This is a genomic window from Candidatus Binatia bacterium (assembly GCA_026415395.1).
In the GTDB taxonomy this organism is placed as follows: domain Bacteria; phylum Desulfobacterota; class Binatia; order HRBIN30; family HRBIN30; genus HRBIN30.
Window position 1 is genome coordinate 238,472 of record JAOAHD010000016.1, and the last position, 15,347, is coordinate 253,818.

Consider the following 15,347-nt stretch of genomic DNA (forward strand, 5'->3'; position numbering starts at 1 on the left):
CGAAGACGAAGCCTACCAGCGGCAAGGAGAGTATTCCGTGTCGTCGGCGCCTCAGCAGCACGAAGCTGTCCGAAAGCGTCACCAAGCAGGTGACAGCTCGTTCGGCGGCAAAGATTCTGAAGCACGGGATTTGGCGCACCAACGTGCTTGAGACTGCTGGAGCCACGGTGGGCGCCAGCACACCAGGGAGCGAGGGTTCACCCACGCCGAAGCCCGACAGTGAGCCTCATTAAGGATGAGGGCTTCACGGCGGTTGCGCCACGGCCCGCGCGACGAAGGCCTCAGGCTCCCGAACCCCGCCTGCTGATTCTGTGGCGAGAAGAACTCCGGAGCCCGTCGAAGCCGTGGTGGAGGCGCGGACTGGTGACGCCCCGGCCAGATCCAGCACGGCCCCGCACGGTTCGGCGATGGACAACCAATCGAGCGCGGGGCGTAGCGTGATGCCGTGAGTGCTCGACGATGACTGGGCGCGAATCCTCACGGGCACGGTCGCACCGGTGCGCGCCGTGGGCGCGGTGGCGCTGCGGTTTCGCGCATGCGGCCGCTCCGTCGTCACGCCGGGCGAACACCACGTGCGCGTTGCGCCCAGTCCGCATCGCAGCGGCAGAGCAGCATCAACGCCTGCCATCCGGAGATCCCGCTCCCCCAACCGCCGCGGTAAGTGCGCTACTGCTCGCTGCCGGTGCGTACGCGCTCTACTCCCGCCGCTCGAGCACGGGACAGCCGGCGGCAACGCAGGGTGGCGATAACAGCAATCCTGGCGGGAGAGCCAGCGTCACGCTCGAAGAGATGGAGGAGCTTTACAACGCGAAGCTTACGCCGAAGAGCGAGACTCGGTCCAGTTCGTACAGTGACAACTTCTTCGAAGTACGACCGGAAAACGGCGACGGCTACCTCACGCTGGGTGAGGCGAAATGACAGTGGCAGAACGGCAATGGGGCGCCGGTTACGGTGGATGTGGACAAACTCGACTTCTCCGGACTGCCCGCCAAGAGCATCACCGATGCGCGATGTGAGAAGGTTGCTTGAGCGCCGGTGGTGGCTCTTACCCGGTTCGGTCATGGTACTAGGCGTGGTCTCCTTGCGCGTTCAAGTCGTGCTCAGTCGCCTGCGAGTGACGACGGCTGATTTGGTGTCGCTACAATCGTCGCTCGAAAACGAGATGCATGCGGGAAGTACAACTTACGCAAGGGTCGAACAGGCAACGCAGCGGTTACAGATCGCCACCCTCTCTTTAGTGAATCTGGGCGCGCTGGTCTCGTTGGTGACGTTGTTGCTTGCCTTGGTCTGCTTGCGGTTCTCGGAAATACCCTGGTGGGTGCGGGCGCTTACGATTGGCTACGCGCTCTACTGCAGCGTCTGGGCCGTACTGACGGCGCCGTTGGAGTAGGCCGGTCCACGACTCGGCGGAGGCCTGACCGGAGCGGACGGCAGCAGCGTGGTCTTTTGGTCAGCGGGAGAGCCGCGCGGGATCGACGAAACGCGCCCACAGTGGTGGACACGCCCGCCCGATGCGGCGGGGTCTCACAGAGAGAAGGGGGCGGATGCCGGTGGCGAAGGTTCACTGGAACCGGTGACAGGAAGATTAAGCAAATACTCGCCTCGCGATGGTGCTGTTACAGAGAAAGGAACTCGATTGCAGCGCAGAGGGCCTCCTGAGGTCGGCCCGCTCAATTCCTGCGACCGTGTGTGCGTTCTCAGCCACCACCGGATCTCTACCCGGCTCCAGAGAAGCTGCTTGGACGGCAGCTGTTCGCATCACAACTCAACTACACTCGAGACATCTTGGTGGCAAGCTGGCCACGCGGCGACGGACGGTGCACTTCGCCAGCCGAGCCCTTCTGTCACTCCTCACGGCCTGTATGCGCTAGCGCAAAATGGGAGAAAAATACTCCAGCGTGGAAGGAGTATCATCGCACGGATATATGTGGAATCCGTTGCCGTCGATGAGTGCGGACTAGTTGTGGTGGTTACGACAGGAGTCAACGACGGCGCTACGGAGCGTGTCGTAATGGGCGCTCGCGTGTGCAGCATGGAGCAGGTTGGCTCCAGCGGTCAGCGCGGCAGCGATGATCTCGCGGGGCTAGCGATCGGGGACACGCGCGAGCTCCTCTGCAAAAGCGTCACACTTCCGTAACCAATGAGGTAGCGGTGTTGCAGGCATGTCGAGTTGCCGCGTCAGCACTCGTCCCGCCCCTTCCTACCGAAAAGCTCGCGCCCACCGCTACCGGCAGAGGCTCGGGAAGATCGTGTGGCGGTCCGCGCCTACGCGCAGGGCAGAGATACCATGCTCGAATATAATGACGGGACTGTAGAGGTACGTTCTGGTGGCACCGTTTCGTGGCGCAACAATAATCCCGGTAACCTCCACAACTATCCTTTCTCTCAGCGGCATGGCTCGATCGGTGAGGCCCACGGGTTCGTCGTGTTCCCAGATGAAGGAACGGGCCAGAGAGCCCTTGTCGACTTGCTCAATACGCAAGCATATCAAAGCCGCACGTTGAACCAGGCTATCGCGAGCTTTGCGCGCGACGCTAGCATCGCGCGTTACCAGCAACTTGTCAGTCGATGGACAGGCATTGCGGGAACAAGAAGGCTCGATCAGTTAACACCTTCTCAACTCCGCAGCGTCGCGTCGGCTATCCAGAGAATGGATGGCTGGCGAGTCAGGACAGTCACTTATGGCGTACCACAGTAGGTGTGCAACCGTGACGGCCCGATTGACGATTCGCATGAGACACTTCGCGATCGTACCGGTGGCCTTGTGGGTCATCATGGTCTCCGCTGCGCAAGATGGAGACAGTCTTCCCCGTTGGTTTGCCTTCGAGTCGGCAACCGTGGAATTGCAAGGAATCATTAAAATTGAATTTCACTTTGGGCCGCCGAACTTTGGTGAGAACCCCAAGACGGATCAGAGGTTGCACATTCCTATCCTTTAGCTTCCACAGCCAATCAGCGTTCGCGGTGATCCAGGGAGCGAGCTGAACACGGAGACGAAAGAGTATGTTCGTGAGGTGCAGCTGACGTTTCGGCGGCCCGGAGATTATCGGCGTGCACGCCGCTGCGAAGGTCAGCACATCAGTGTCAAAGGCAAGCTGGCCTCGGCGCTTCTCCCGAATGACTTTAGAGAAGTCATCACGGAGGTGGTTGAAGTCAAATGGTGTGAACTTCAGGCTAACCCCGGCCAGACAGTTCCCCACCCGGCACAGTTGCGGCGGCGATCCGGTGAACGGGACCCATCCGACGGGGGTGTGTTGGGAAAATAGCTGTGATCACCGCTGTTGGGTCCGTTGTGGCTCGATTACGGCGGGCAGCAGGTGAAGCAGACAGATTTTGGACACCCACATGAGAGAGATTCTCACTCAACCTCTTCCGACAAATTGGATGCTGCACGCTCCTGCACGTACCCGCCGGCCGACCCTGGCCCGTACGCCACCGCCGCGGTGAGCGGGCTACGTACCCCTACGCAGCCCCACGGTTGGCGCCGTTGCTCTGCCCGCAACCACACCGCAGATTGCCGAAATGCGTTCGGCGCGTTGACCACTCCGCACGGGCAAAGCATCGTGCCAGCGCGCCGCGGCTGCGGGGTTCCGGCTATCGGGCTCGTTCCCATCCGCGTTCCGCTCACCGCGGAAAAGTGGAACCTACGGGACGGTTGCGTTGCGTGGTCGAGAACGGCACTCTACACGCTCGGTGATGCGCATCGTGTTTCTTCCAAGCCGAAAGGAGATCGAGCTTCGTGGCAGCTATCGCGTGGGCGATTTGCTGCGCGAGTTGAAACTTCTGCCGGGCACGGTGTTGGTTATCCGCAACGACGAAATGCTCACGACCGAAGACGAGGTGCACGACAGCGACACGGTGGAAATCCGCAACGTGATTTCTGGCGGCACTGCGGATCGCATAGAGAAATCCGCTTGACCGCGCTGGCTGCGCCAAGCACCCGCCTGCTCCCCAAGGTTCAGGATCCTTTACTTCCCGAAGCGTCCTAGGGTAAGCGCTTACCGAATGGCTCGGTTTCGGTCCACGGCGGTATGCGCGCTACTCGGCACCATGACGCTTACGGTTGTTCTCCTACGCTCATCGCCGACGTGGGCGTTTACGCTCCTCGACGACCGCACGGACCTCGCTCCACCCGAGGCTGCGGCAATCGCCGCGCGGTGGAATGCGGCACCCGCGGAGCAAGCGGAGCACACCCTGTCAGACCGGATCACTGTGGGCGTATCCCCGGACATTTTGCACGACCTCGGAATCGCAGCCGAAGTGGCCCAGCATTATGGAGTGGATGCGGAGACGCTGGGCGAGCTCACGCGGCAGGCCATTGTCGACGGAGTGCGCACCTGGGAGCACGGTGCCTTGCGTTTCGAGGTACGCTTCGATCTGCCGGTTGTGCCGGGAGCGCCCCGGGGCGGGAACGAGATCGACATTTTCGTCGGCGAAGCGGGAACCTTTTTCGGCTTCACGACGGTTGCCTGAGAGTTCGACCCCGCACGCCTCCTCACCAATGGCCAAACTGTTCCGGGGAACGCCATCATCGGAGCGGATATCGTCATCAATCGCAACCGAGTGCCAGACGCCGCCCGTTTGCTCATGGCCATCGGCCAACCGCTCACGATTTTGGCCGCGGCGTTTCAGGTTCTAGTTGCGCACGAAGTGGGTCATGCGCTCGGGCTCGGGCATCCGAATGAGGGCCGTTTTCTCGACACCGACGAGAATCCCTACAACACGCTCACGGTCGATCCGCGGGACCCGACCGGCGACCTCGCCGTGTGGCCGAACCCGCGAAATCCGCCCGTTCGGTCGATGCCCATCATGTGGGGCGGGCTCTCGCAAGCCAACCCGAGAGATTTGCTCGCGTTGTTGCGCCGCCTCGCCGATCCAGTGCTTGCGCCGGATGACGTCGCGGGCCGCGATGTTCTCTATCCGATGGTGGAGCAACCGACCCCGACGCCAACGCGGCCCCCGAGCCCCTCGCGCACGCCCACGCCGGTGCCCACCGCAACATTCACCGCCGAGCCCACGGCCACGGTGATCCAAGTGTGCTTCGGCGACTGCCACGGTGATGGTGCAGTGACCGTGGACGAACTCGTGCTTCTCGTCAACATCGCCCTCGAGCTGGGGAGCGTCGAGGAGTGCACCTCCGCCGACGGCAACGGCGACCAGCGCATCACCATCGAAGAAATTGTCCGCGCGGTTCAGTCAGCCCTGCTCGGCTGTGCTGCCAGAGCACCGGAACGGCGGCGACTTGCCCCTGGCCGAATTCCGCGCTTCCCCTATAAACCGGCGCTATGAGCACGCGCAAAATTGGCCACAAGCCCAAGTGCAAGCGATGCCGACAGCCGGCTGTGGTGCAACTACACTCGCACCACACCGCATTTTGCCAGGAATGCTTCCTGTTTTACTTTCGCCGCCAAGTGCAGCGCGCTGTGGAGGGCGAGCACATGTTTACGCGCGAAGAGCCAGTGTTGGTCGCGGTGTCCGGCGGCAAAGATAGCCTCGCCCTATGGGATGTCCTGCACCACCTCGGCTATCGCACCACTGGCCTCCACCTCGACTTGGGCATCGGTGGGTATTCCCAAGTGTCGCGTGCAAAAACGGAAGCCTTTGCGCGCGAACGGGGCTTGCCCCTGCTGGTTGTCGACTTTACCTCCGAAGGGCATGCGATTCCCGAGGTCGTGGGCCTCACACGTCGGCCTGCTTGCTCCGCCTGCGGCACCGCCAAGCGCCACCACTTCGATCGGGTTGCCCTCGAGCACGGGTTTCCCGTCGTGGCCACCGGGCACAATCTCGACGACGAGGCCGCTCGCTTGCTCGGCAACGTGTTACGATGGGATTTGCACTATCTCGCCCGGCAATCGCCCGTGCTTGCACCCTCGCACGAGAAGTTTGCCCGCAAGGTGAAGCCGTTGTTCCGTTTGAGCGAGTACGAAACTGCGGCGTATGCCTTCTTGCGCAAGATCGATTACGTGCTCGACGAGTGCCCGAATGCTGTAGGTGCATCGCAACTTCTTTACAAGGAGGTGCTGCAACGCTTGGAAGCCGACATGCCAGGGACCAAGCAAAGCTTCGTGGTGGAATTTTATCGCCGCGCGCGTCCTGCACTGCTTCGCGAAGAGCTTGATGCGCCTACCACTTGCACTCGTTGCGGCCTCCCCTCGCATCGGCCGGTTTGCCGATTCTGTAGCTTGCTCGCCGAGGTGGAAGCCAAGCGCCACAGCGCAAGCCAACGCCCCGCGAGCCCTGCGCCGGCTGAGTGAAATCCGCCAAGGGTTGACCACCATGCAGCGTGCATCGGGTCGCTTGCGGGCGGGAGAGCATGTGCTGTTCGTCGATCGCCGCCAGCGTCAATATCTGCGCCAGCTTGTTCCCGGCCAGCGGTTACACATCCGCGCGGGCTATTTTTGGGCGCACCATCTCATCGGGCTGCGGGAGGGGCACACGGTGTACGACTCGAGCGGCGAGCCTTTCGTGCTGGTGCGGCCAACCTTCGCCCAGTTCGTTCCGCATTTGCCTCGGCAGGCGCAGCCGATTTATCCCAAGGATATCGGTCCGATTCTCCTTTGGGGCGATTTCTACCCTGGTGCGCGGGTGGTCGAGGTTGGCGTCGGTCCGGGCGCCCTCACGATCGCCTTGCTGCAAGCTATCGGACCCCACGGCCGCCTGGTGTCGTACGAAGTCCGGCAAGACTTTGCCCAACGCGCGCGCCAAAATGTGGCCATGTTTCTCGGCAATGTTCCCCACTGGGAACTCAAAGAGGCGGATGTGTTCCACAGCATCGACGAGCGGGATGTCGACCGCATGGTCATCGACCTACCGGAGCCGTGGCGGCTGCTGGAAACAGCAGCGCAAGTGCTGCGCCCCGGCGGGGTTCTGCTGAGCTATTTGCCCACGGTGCTGCAGGTGAAGGAGCTCGTAGACTCTCTGCGCTCCACAGCTTGCTTCGGGCTCGTCGAGGTGTTCGAAACCTTGCAGCGCTTCTGGCACGTAGAGCCACGCAGCATGCGCCCCGAGCATCGCATGGTGGCACACACCGGTTTCATCACGATCGCGCGCCGGCTGGCACTCGTTCCGGGAGAGCCAAGAAATTTCAACGCGCCGGAGCAACCCACCGCCAGCGATCCGGTTCGTTGACATCCCCCCAGCCCACCGATACCGCTAACGACGTGCGTGCGTACATTCTGCAGGAACCCGGGCGCATGGAACTGCGCAATTGGCCCGAGCCGCAGCCGGGGCCTGGCGAAATCGTGGTGCGGGTGCGGGCTGCTTTAACTTGCGGCACCGACCTCAAGATGTTCCTCCGCGGACACCCGCGCTTTCCCACCCCTACTCCTTTTGGTCACGAATTCAGTGGTGAGGTCGCTGCTGTCGGAGCAGACGTTGGTCAATTGCGCGAGGGGGACGCAGTGATGGTAGCTCCGACCGGCCCCTGCAACACCTGTTACTACTGCACCCGCGAGCAGGAAAATCTGTGCGACACGGTGATCGAAACGATGGTCCTCGGGGCCTACGGGGAATTCGTGAAAGTTCCTGCTCGCACGGTACGCTCCAATGTTTATCGCAAGCCCAGCTCGCTTTCGTTTGCCGAAGCCGCACTGTTGGAGCCGCTCTCCTGTGTCACTCATGGCTTCGAGGGCGTGCCCCTGCGGCCCGACGACACGGTGGTCGTGCTCGGCGCTGGTGCGATTGCGCTCCTCCATGTGCTGGTGTTGCGCGCGCGAGGTGTAGAAAACATTTGGGTGGTGGGGCGCAACCCAACGCGGGCAGAGAATGCAGCCCGCCTCGGTGCCGGGCGGGTGCTCACGGAAGGCTTCGCGGCGGCGCGCCAGCAGTTGTACGAGGCCACTGGGGGCCGTGGCGCAGATTTGGTGATCGAATGTACGGGCCAAGTGGAGGTATGGGAGGAAGCGCCGAGCTTCGTTCGCCGCGGCGGTACCGTGATTCTCTTTGGTGGTTGCGCGGCGGGCACCGTGGTGCGGTTCGACACGCAACGCCTGCACTACGAGCAACTGCGCATTCATAGCCCGTTTCACTTCACGCCCCGCGCCGTGCGCGCGGCTTACGAACTGCTCACCGAGCCGAGCTTCCGGGGCCGTGAACTGATCTCGGGCCATTTTGCCCTCGAGGACTTGCCAGCGGCACTGGCGGCTCATCGCGCTGGGCAGGGAATCAAGTTTGCGATTCAGCCATGAAGGCAACCATGCGCGTGGCCAAAGCCTACGACTACCTCGACGTGCGCCTCGAGGAGGCCCCTGTGCCCAGCGTGGGGGCCAAGGAGATTCTCGTTCGCGCCCGTGCATGCGGCATTTGCTCGGGAGATGTCACCCCGTGGTACATCCGCAAGAAAGCACCAGTGGTGTTAGGGCATGAACCGGTCGGGGAAGTCGTGCAGGTGGGTGCAGGGGTCCAACATCTGGCCCCCGGTGCGCGGGTATTCGTGCACCACCATGTGCCTTGCCTCGCCTGCTCGGCTTGCGATCGCGGCGAGTTCGTGCAGTGCGCGACTTGGCGCTCCACGGCGCTCGACCCTGGAGGTATGGCGGAGTTTTTTCGCGTTTCGTCGCTGCACGTTCAGGTTGACACCCTAGTGCTGCCGGAAACTGTGAGCGACCTCGATGGTATTCTGGTAGAACCACTAGCTTGCGTGGTGAAATCCTTACGCCGCGCGGCACCCCTCGAGGGCGCAACGGTTCTCATCATTGGCCTCGGCGTGATGGGCCAGTTACACGTTCTCGTCGCGCGGCACTGGGGAGCGCGAACCGTGATTGGGGCTGACCTCCGCCAGGTTCGTTGTGAAAAAGCCGCTAGCCTCGGTGCCGATCACACGATCGATGCCAGCGCACGCGACTTGTACTCCGCCGTGCTCGAGCTCACCGATGGAAGGGGCTGCGACGTGGTCATTGCCGGCCCAGCCACCACCGAAGCAATTGGCCTCGGAATCCGTTGCGCTGCACGCGGCGGCACCGTGGTGCAGTTCATGGGCACACCGCCGGGCGAGTTCTACCCGCTCGACACCAACGACATTTACTTTCGCGAAATTCGCCTAGTGCCGAGCTACTCCGCTGGCCCCACGGATACGCGCGAGGCTCTTCGTTTAATCGAGCAAGGAGTCGTGCGTGCCCAGCACGTCGTCACGCACACCTACCCCTTCGGAGAGATCGACCGGGCGTATCGCACTGCGGCGCAAGACCCGTCGGCAATCAAAGTCGTGGTCATTTTTTGAGAACCGACGGGCTCGGATCCCTGAAACGCAGCACCCGACAGGCGTCGCCACCTGCCGGGTGCTCGCGGCGCATTTTCCGACTCGAACCGAGCGGAATTACTTACGGAGGTGCTTCGAGAAAATCGCTTCTGCCTTGGCTGCCGCTGCCTCCGCACGGCTGGCAGCATCGGCCGCGGCTCGGGCTGCTTGCTCTGCACGACTGGCAGCGCTCTCTGCCTTGCTCGCAGCCGCTTCCACCCGAGACACCGCGTTTTGCTCTTCAGCGCTGAGCTTGCGCGAGCAACCAGAGGTTGCACCTAAAAGGGCAACACCTGCTGCGATCGCTACCAGAGCCTTTGCCTGCATCCCAAACTTCATCGTTCTCACCTCCTATTCGTTCTGGGAGCACCCGCTCCGCGTTGTTGCGAGGATTCCTCAAACCCCTTTACTTACGCAACCGTTCCTTGAACCGGCCAGCAGCTTTTTCCGCCGCAGCTTCCGCCTTTGCGGCGGCATCGGCCGCCCGCTTCGCCGCTGCCTCGGCCTGGCTTGCCGCCGACTCGGCCCGGCTCGCCGCTGACTCCACACGAGCAACAGTGTTCGGATCGATAATCGGCTTACGCTCGCCGCAACCAGTCACCACGCTGCCGACCAAGCTCAGCCCCACAATTGCCAAGGCCCATTGAACTCTTCGCATACCCTGTCTCCTTCCTCTGTCTTGGCAAACCAACGACGGGGCCCTTGTTGCACAAAATTTGCGCAGCCGCAAGGGCAAAACCCTCATGAGAAATTCTGTCACGACGCTTCAGAAATCAACACGAACGTCCCCAGTCAGGGGATAGCCCGGGCGGAACACCCGGAAGACTTCGATCGGCTGGGTGTTGGTGTACACATCCTCCGACATGAACTGAGGCAGCGGCACGCTCGGGGCTTGTGCACCCAACCATTGCGGTGCGGGTGCACCGGGCACATCGCTCGGGTCCAGCAGACGGCCCAACGTCAATGGGTGCAACACGTTGAGCCCGTCCCGGCGGCCGGTGCCGAACAGCTCGATGTCGGCCGCATACTGCCGCGCCCGCTCGACACCCCATGCCGCTGGTACTTGCGGCAGGCGCCCACGCGCCACCCGTACGGCCAACCCGTCAGTCAAGCGCACTCGGCCACCTGCCATTGCTTCGACCTTTGCCGTGACTTCCACTTCACCACTCAGGGTGACCACCTCGGTGAACTCATCCTCAGGGTCGTAGCGAATCACGGTTTCTCCATCCGGTACAGCCACGCTCGCCGAGCCCGTTTCCACAAGACAGTGCGAGGCTCCACGAGCAAACCCTGGGGTTGTTCGCACGAGAATGCGCCCGCGAAACAAACGAGCCGCGAATGCCAAGCGCTGCACCTCGCGCACAGCGCTCAACTCATCGATGGCAAGCTCCGTGTTTGGCGCAATGTCCAACACGCCGGCATCCAAAATGACCAGCTTAACCCGTTGCGCAGCGCCGGTACGGATGCGGTCGCCCACGCTCACGCTCTCCCCCACCTGAGCCACCGCACGGCCGCTCGCGCGGGTCCACTGCACTTCTCCCTGCACTGCCGCGAACTCCGCAGCCGCGCCAACCTCAGCAGTGGCACCTTCCGCGAGAGCGCTCACCAGCAGGACCGCCCACAACCAGCGCTGTTGTGGTTTCATCGCCTTTCTCCCTCAGTACTTGAGCTGCAGACCGGTGGACACAATGTGCCGGTCGTACTCGAACAGCGGCTCGTTGGAATCGTGCACCTGGCCGATGTAGGCAATCGTCCAAGCCGCATGCTCGGTTAAAGGATAACTGAGCCCCAGCGCGAACTCGTGCGCATTGTCGCTCCGCTTCCGTGCCCCGAAACCGCTTGCGCGATTGTCGTAGTCGTACCGCCGATACACGTATGCGCTCTCCACCTGCAGCGCGTCCGCCACAAGCCAATGAACCTCTGCGTCGAAGACATGGCCCTTGTACGCGAACGCGCGCCCTTGGGGGCCATTCGACACCGTGTCTTCGATTTCATACCGGTAGCCGAGCGCGAAAACACCCTGCGGGCGGCCAAGGCCAAAGTATTGCCGCAGCCCAGGGCTATAGTTCCAAGCATCTCGTCCCGGATCGTAGGGGCGCCGCAAGAAATCCCGGCCGCGAAAATCCAGAAACGCCTGTGTGGCAACTTGGTCCGACCACCGCAACGCGGCCCAGGGAGTGAGCAAACCTTCGTGGAAAAACGAACTGTAGTCGAGGGCGAAAAAGTTGTACGCAGCGCTCGCCCCATAAGCCCAGCGGTCGTGTTGGGAGGTAGCCGCCAGGCCCAAGCGGTGGCCCTGCAAATCGAACCGGCGAAGGTCGAAGTGCACACTTTGCGAAAACTCGTAACCGCCCGACAAATGGAACGGTGCTCCAGACAAGAACCGATAACGGAGTGCAGCAACACCCACGACTCGACCATCGGCTTGCTCTGTAATATCCCGCGGTGTGACCACGGTGACGGTGCTGGGACCGAGCGTCACGTTCGAATCGTACTCGAGGGCAATTCGCCCAGCCACGCTCCACGCTCGCTCAGCTTCCGGCGCCAGTCCCCAGCGTATACCCTCCAAATACCGCGCGGCAGCCTGCCCAATTTCCGCCGCCGCAGCCTCGCGTGCCACCGTTTCCAACATTGGCCGTGCTGCCTCCGCCTGGCCCTGCCGAGCGGTGAGCAACGCTTCGTAGTACATCGCGGGGAGCCGCACTTCGGGGTCCGCCTGGGCGGCACGGAAGAGTTCGGCGGCAGCCGATACATTTCCCTGCCGGTAGAGCACCAAGCCTAGGAAAAACTGTGCGACCTGCCGTTCCTGCCCCTTCTCCACGGCACGTTCCAAGGCCACGCGCGCGTCGTCGAGCTTGCCTAAGCTCAGATACGCAATGCCCAAATCCAGCCACGCGTGAGGCAGATCCGGTTGGTCTCGCAAGGCCTGCTCTAGGTCGTCGACTGCACCGGCAGTGTCCCCCGCACGGGCGCGGGCGAGGCCGCGGTAGTAGCGAGCGCGGGCATCCCTGCTGTCTGCCCCCAAGGCCCGATCGAACGCCGCAATTGCTTCGTTCCACCGCGCTTGGTGGAACGCAACCAACCCGCGCGCATAAGCCACCTGCGAGGCGACGTCCGCCCGTGCGGTTGCGGCGGCCAAGCCCAAGGCAACCGCCAGCACCAGTGCACCCAGTTTTCGTCCCCACCACCGCGTCATGCCTCACTCCCTCAAGGGACTCTACCAGGCCGCACGAAGACACCAAAGGCGACCGGGGATTGTTGCACGGTAACGGTTTGCACCACCGCATTGCTTGCCGCATCGAGGACGGACACGGTGTTGTCCTCGAAGTTCGCCACGAACACGCGGCTGCCACTCGGATCGACGGAGACACCCCACGGGCTCCGTCCTACAGCCACGGTGGTGACCGTCTGGTTCGCAGTGTTCACCACCGAAAGCCGCGCATTCTCGATGTTGGTCACGTACACACGGTCGCCTTGCGGGTGCACGGCCACACCAAACGGTCGTGGCAACACGGTATAACTCCGCACCGTCGCCAAGGTTGTCGTGTCCACCTCTCGCACCGTGTTGTCGCCCAAGTTGGTTACGTACAGGCGCGTGCCCGAGGCGTTCACCGCCACAGCAAAGGGCTGGTTGAAGCCAGTCACGGTTGCCGTCACGGTTTCCGACGCGGTATCCACGACCGACACGGTGTTGCTCAACTGATTGGTCACGTACGCCAGCGGTTCAGTAGGATGGGCCGCCACGCCCGTGGGGCTATTGCCCACCGTGATTGCCCGCAGCGATTGCGTTTCCGTGTCGTACACCGCAAGTCGCCGTAACGTCGCGGGCAACTGAATGGCGACCAGCACCTTGGTGCCATCCGCGGTCACCGCCACACCAACTGGCCGTAAGCCAGCGCCTAAGTCAACCGTGTTCAACAACGCACCGGTCATACCGTCGAGCACCGACAGTTGGCCGCCGAGGTGGTTGGTCACATAGACCCGATTTCCCGACGGATGAACGGCCACGCCGAATGGGGCCGACCCTAACATGGTCGTGCCCACCACGGCTCCGGTAGCGGCGTCAATCAGCGAGACGGAATTCGATCCGGAGTTGCTCACGAACACCAGCGGCACCGGCGTCGAAGTCGGGGTGACCGTCGGCGTGGAAGAGGGGCTCGGCGTCGACGTGACCGTAAAGGTTGCCGTTGGCGTGGGAGTCGGCGTCGCCGTATCCGTAGGTGTCGATGTGGGAGTGTCGGACCGTGTGGCGGTGGGCGTCGTTGTCGGCGTGTCCGTCGCCGTGGCCGTGGGGGTTTCGGTAAAGGTCGGGGTCGGCGTTTCCGTCGGCGTTGCCGTTGCTGTCTCCGTTGGTGTTGCCGTCGGTGTGGGTGTTGCCGTTTCGGTTGCTGTCTCGGTCGGGGTGAACGTGGGCGTGTCGGTCGGTGTGAGTGTCGCAGTCGGCGTTTGCGTGGCCGTCGGAGTTTCGGTTGCGGTGTCGGTCGGAGTAGGCGTGGCCGTCTGAGTTGGGGTGTCCGTCACGGTCGGCGTCGCCGAAGGCGTAGGAGTTTCCGTCGGCGTAGCCGTCGGCGAAGGCGTTGCTGTTTCGGTGGGGGTATTCGTCGCGGTTGGCGTTTCGGTTGCTGTTGCAGTTTCCGTAGGTGTCGGCGTTGCCGTCGGGGTGGGCGTTTCGGTCGGCGTGTCCGTGATCGTAGGCGTCGCGGTCGTTGTCGGGGTGACGGTAGGCGTCGGGCTTTCGGTTGGCGTCGGAGAATCTGTCGGCGTCCAGGTTGCGGTCGGAGTGTGAGTCAGCGTCGGCGTCAGCGTTTCGGTGGGTGTGCGCGACGGCGTCGCGGAAGCCGTGGCCGTCGGAGTTTCGGTTGAGGTTTCCGTTGGGGCTTCGGTCGGCGTAGCCGTCTCAGTGGCGGTTTCCGTAGGAGTCGGCGTTTCGGTCGGTGTAATCGTTGGAGTTTCGGTCTCCGTGGGCGTTTCCGTTGTGGTAGGAACCGGTGTTCCCGTAGCTGTCACCGTCGCGGTGTAGGTCGCGGTCGGCCGTTGTGTCGAGGTCAGCGTTGGTGAGGGAGTCGCCGGAGTTGCGGACGCCGTGGTCGTTGCTGTTGGCGTCGCCGTGGCAACTGGCGTTTCGGTTGCCGTTGGAGAAGGCAGGAAGGTGCCCGTGCGGAAGCTGTAAGAAAACGACAGTTGCCGGTCTGGGAACGTGCGCGAGGCCACTTCAAGACTCACAACTACGTCAGTGTTCGGATCAAAGGGGGCATCGGGCTCGAAGTCGAAGTGAAAGCCCGTAACCTGCTTCACTCCGCCAAGACTGCAGTGCAGGTCAGTTTCTGCAGCGCGGTCCGTGCAAGCGTTCAAGTCGGCGGCCGCGGAGCTGCCCTCGCGGACAATGTTTCTCCCGCCGATCGTCACATTCAGAGTTTCCAGGTCGAGCTCCCCCACCGCCGTGGCAACGAGAAAGCGGATTCGTGGTAACCTCGACACGTCGCTCGCGCCGGGAGCAGGTTCTAGCTCGGTGACAAACGGCTGCGCCAACAAGTCGACTTCGGCGGTAACCGTCGCCCCTGCAATCACAGTAGCCGAGGTGCGTCCGGCAAACGATGGAGGCAAGCGGAACTGGTCAATTCGCTCCCGCTGAGCGAAGGCTACATCCCAGCCACGCACAACCACGTCCGCCCGACCAGGTGGCAGACCTTGGAATAACACAGAGCGGGTTTGCGTGGGGTCCACGATTTGCACGCGATCCGCGACACGAACCTCCACCGTGCGGACCGTGGGCGGCAGCTCCGAAGAACTTTCGAACGCCCGTGCGCGGTAGCTGCGCTGCGCGGCAGCAGCCGTTTCCCAGCGAATCCGCAGCGCTAGCTCTCCGCTCGCCGCCGGCGTCGAACCGCCACCACCACAACCGGTGGCTCCGAGTGCAATGAGGAGCCCTACGGTTGACCAAACCCGAGCCCGACCCAGCTTTCGCACCACTCCCCGCAATACAACCTCCGGGCGCCGACATACACCAACGAAAATCCCATGGTCAAGCCGCAAACCCTGCTTTTCCACTTGCGCTCGCACCGGACGGCACAAAGCCAGTGGGCGGTCCTCGGCTCCGTGTGCTCTCGCTTGC

Annotated in this window: 15 protein-coding genes and 2 pseudogenes; 10 read left to right on the forward strand and 7 right to left on the reverse strand. The window is 62.8% G+C overall.

Annotated features, from left to right (window positions below; all coding sequences use genetic code 11):
• Nucleotides 1–579 precede the first annotated feature (579 nt).
• From N3C12_12730 to N3C12_12775, 10 genes are all read left to right on the forward strand, one after another.
• Nucleotides 580–918, forward strand: a complete 339-nt coding sequence (locus tag N3C12_12730; GenBank protein ID MCX8073298.1) for a hypothetical protein — start codon at nt 580–582, stop codon at nt 916–918.
• An 85-nt stretch (nt 919–1,003) separates the two neighbouring features.
• Entirely contained in the window at nt 1,004–1,390 is a 387-nt protein-coding gene (locus N3C12_12735) for a hypothetical protein (GenBank protein ID MCX8073299.1), read from the forward strand.
• A gap of 1,318 nt (nt 1,391–2,708) precedes the next feature.
• Nucleotides 2,709–2,939 (forward strand): hypothetical protein, encoded by a 231-nt coding sequence (locus tag N3C12_12740; protein ID MCX8073300.1) that lies wholly within the window; start codon nt 2,709–2,711, stop codon nt 2,937–2,939.
• A 757-nt stretch (nt 2,940–3,696) separates the two neighbouring features.
• On the forward strand, nt 3,697–3,918 hold the full coding sequence (locus tag N3C12_12745; GenBank protein MCX8073301.1) for a MoaD/ThiS family protein: 222 nt from the start codon (nt 3,697–3,699) through the stop codon (nt 3,916–3,918).
• An 87-nt stretch (nt 3,919–4,005) separates the two neighbouring features.
• Nucleotides 4,006–4,473 (forward strand): hypothetical protein, encoded by a 468-nt coding sequence (locus N3C12_12750; GenBank protein MCX8073302.1) that lies wholly within the window; start codon nt 4,006–4,008, stop codon nt 4,471–4,473.
• 90 nt (nt 4,474–4,563) lie between these two features.
• Nucleotides 4,564–5,289, forward strand: coding sequence for a hypothetical protein (locus tag N3C12_12755; GenBank protein MCX8073303.1), 726 nt, complete (start codon nt 4,564–4,566; stop codon nt 5,287–5,289).
• Between the two features lie 149 nt (nt 5,290–5,438).
• Nucleotides 5,439–6,254 carry an adenine nucleotide alpha hydrolase family protein gene (locus N3C12_12760; GenBank protein MCX8073304.1) on the forward strand — a complete coding sequence of 272 codons (816 nt, stop codon included), beginning with the start codon at nt 5,439–5,441 and terminating at the stop codon, nt 6,252–6,254.
• A gap of 22 nt (nt 6,255–6,276) precedes the next feature.
• Nucleotides 6,277–7,128, forward strand: a complete 852-nt coding sequence (locus tag N3C12_12765) for a tRNA (adenine-N1)-methyltransferase (protein MCX8073305.1) — start codon at nt 6,277–6,279, stop codon at nt 7,126–7,128.
• Between the two features lie 65 nt (nt 7,129–7,193).
• On the forward strand, nt 7,194–8,186 hold the full coding sequence (locus tag N3C12_12770) for an alcohol dehydrogenase catalytic domain-containing protein (protein ID MCX8073306.1): 993 nt from the start codon (nt 7,194–7,196) through the stop codon (nt 8,184–8,186).
• On the forward strand, nt 8,183–9,217 hold the full coding sequence (locus tag N3C12_12775) for an alcohol dehydrogenase catalytic domain-containing protein (GenBank protein MCX8073307.1): 1,035 nt from the start codon (nt 8,183–8,185) through the stop codon (nt 9,215–9,217). The genes N3C12_12770 and N3C12_12775 overlap by 4 nt, the downstream gene beginning before the upstream one ends.
• A 96-nt stretch (nt 9,218–9,313) precedes the next feature.
• On the opposite strand, the gene N3C12_12780 is transcribed toward N3C12_12775, so the two are convergent.
• From N3C12_12780 to N3C12_12810, 7 genes and pseudogenes are all read right to left on the reverse strand, one after another.
• Nucleotides 9,314–9,574: an alanine-zipper protein gene (locus N3C12_12780; protein MCX8073308.1), complete on the reverse strand. Its 261-nt coding sequence runs from the start codon at nt 9,572–9,574 to the stop codon at nt 9,314–9,316.
• Between the two features lie 67 nt (nt 9,575–9,641).
• A complete protein-coding gene (locus N3C12_12785) occupies nt 9,642–9,893 on the reverse strand; it encodes a hypothetical protein (protein MCX8073309.1) in 252 nt (83 codons plus the stop codon).
• Nucleotides 9,894–10,001: 108 nt separating this feature from the next.
• Nucleotides 10,002–10,880 carry a FecR family protein gene (locus tag N3C12_12790; GenBank protein MCX8073310.1) on the reverse strand — a complete coding sequence of 293 codons (879 nt, stop codon included), beginning with the start codon at nt 10,878–10,880 and terminating at the stop codon, nt 10,002–10,004.
• Nucleotides 10,881–10,892: 12 nt separating this feature from the next.
• Nucleotides 10,893–12,158 carry a tetratricopeptide repeat protein gene (locus N3C12_12795; GenBank protein ID MCX8073311.1) on the reverse strand — a complete coding sequence of 422 codons (1,266 nt, stop codon included), beginning with the start codon at nt 12,156–12,158 and terminating at the stop codon, nt 10,893–10,895.
• Between the two features lie 4 nt (nt 12,159–12,162).
• Nucleotides 12,163–12,294 (reverse strand): annotated as a pseudogene (locus tag N3C12_12800) (hypothetical protein).
• Between the two features lie 5 nt (nt 12,295–12,299).
• Nucleotides 12,300–12,431, reverse strand: a pseudogene (locus tag N3C12_12805) (hypothetical protein).
• An 11-nt stretch (nt 12,432–12,442) separates the two neighbouring features.
• A complete protein-coding gene (locus N3C12_12810) occupies nt 12,443–15,283 on the reverse strand; it encodes a YncE family protein (GenBank protein MCX8073312.1) in 2,841 nt (946 codons plus the stop codon).
• Nucleotides 15,284–15,347: the final 64 nt, after the last annotated feature.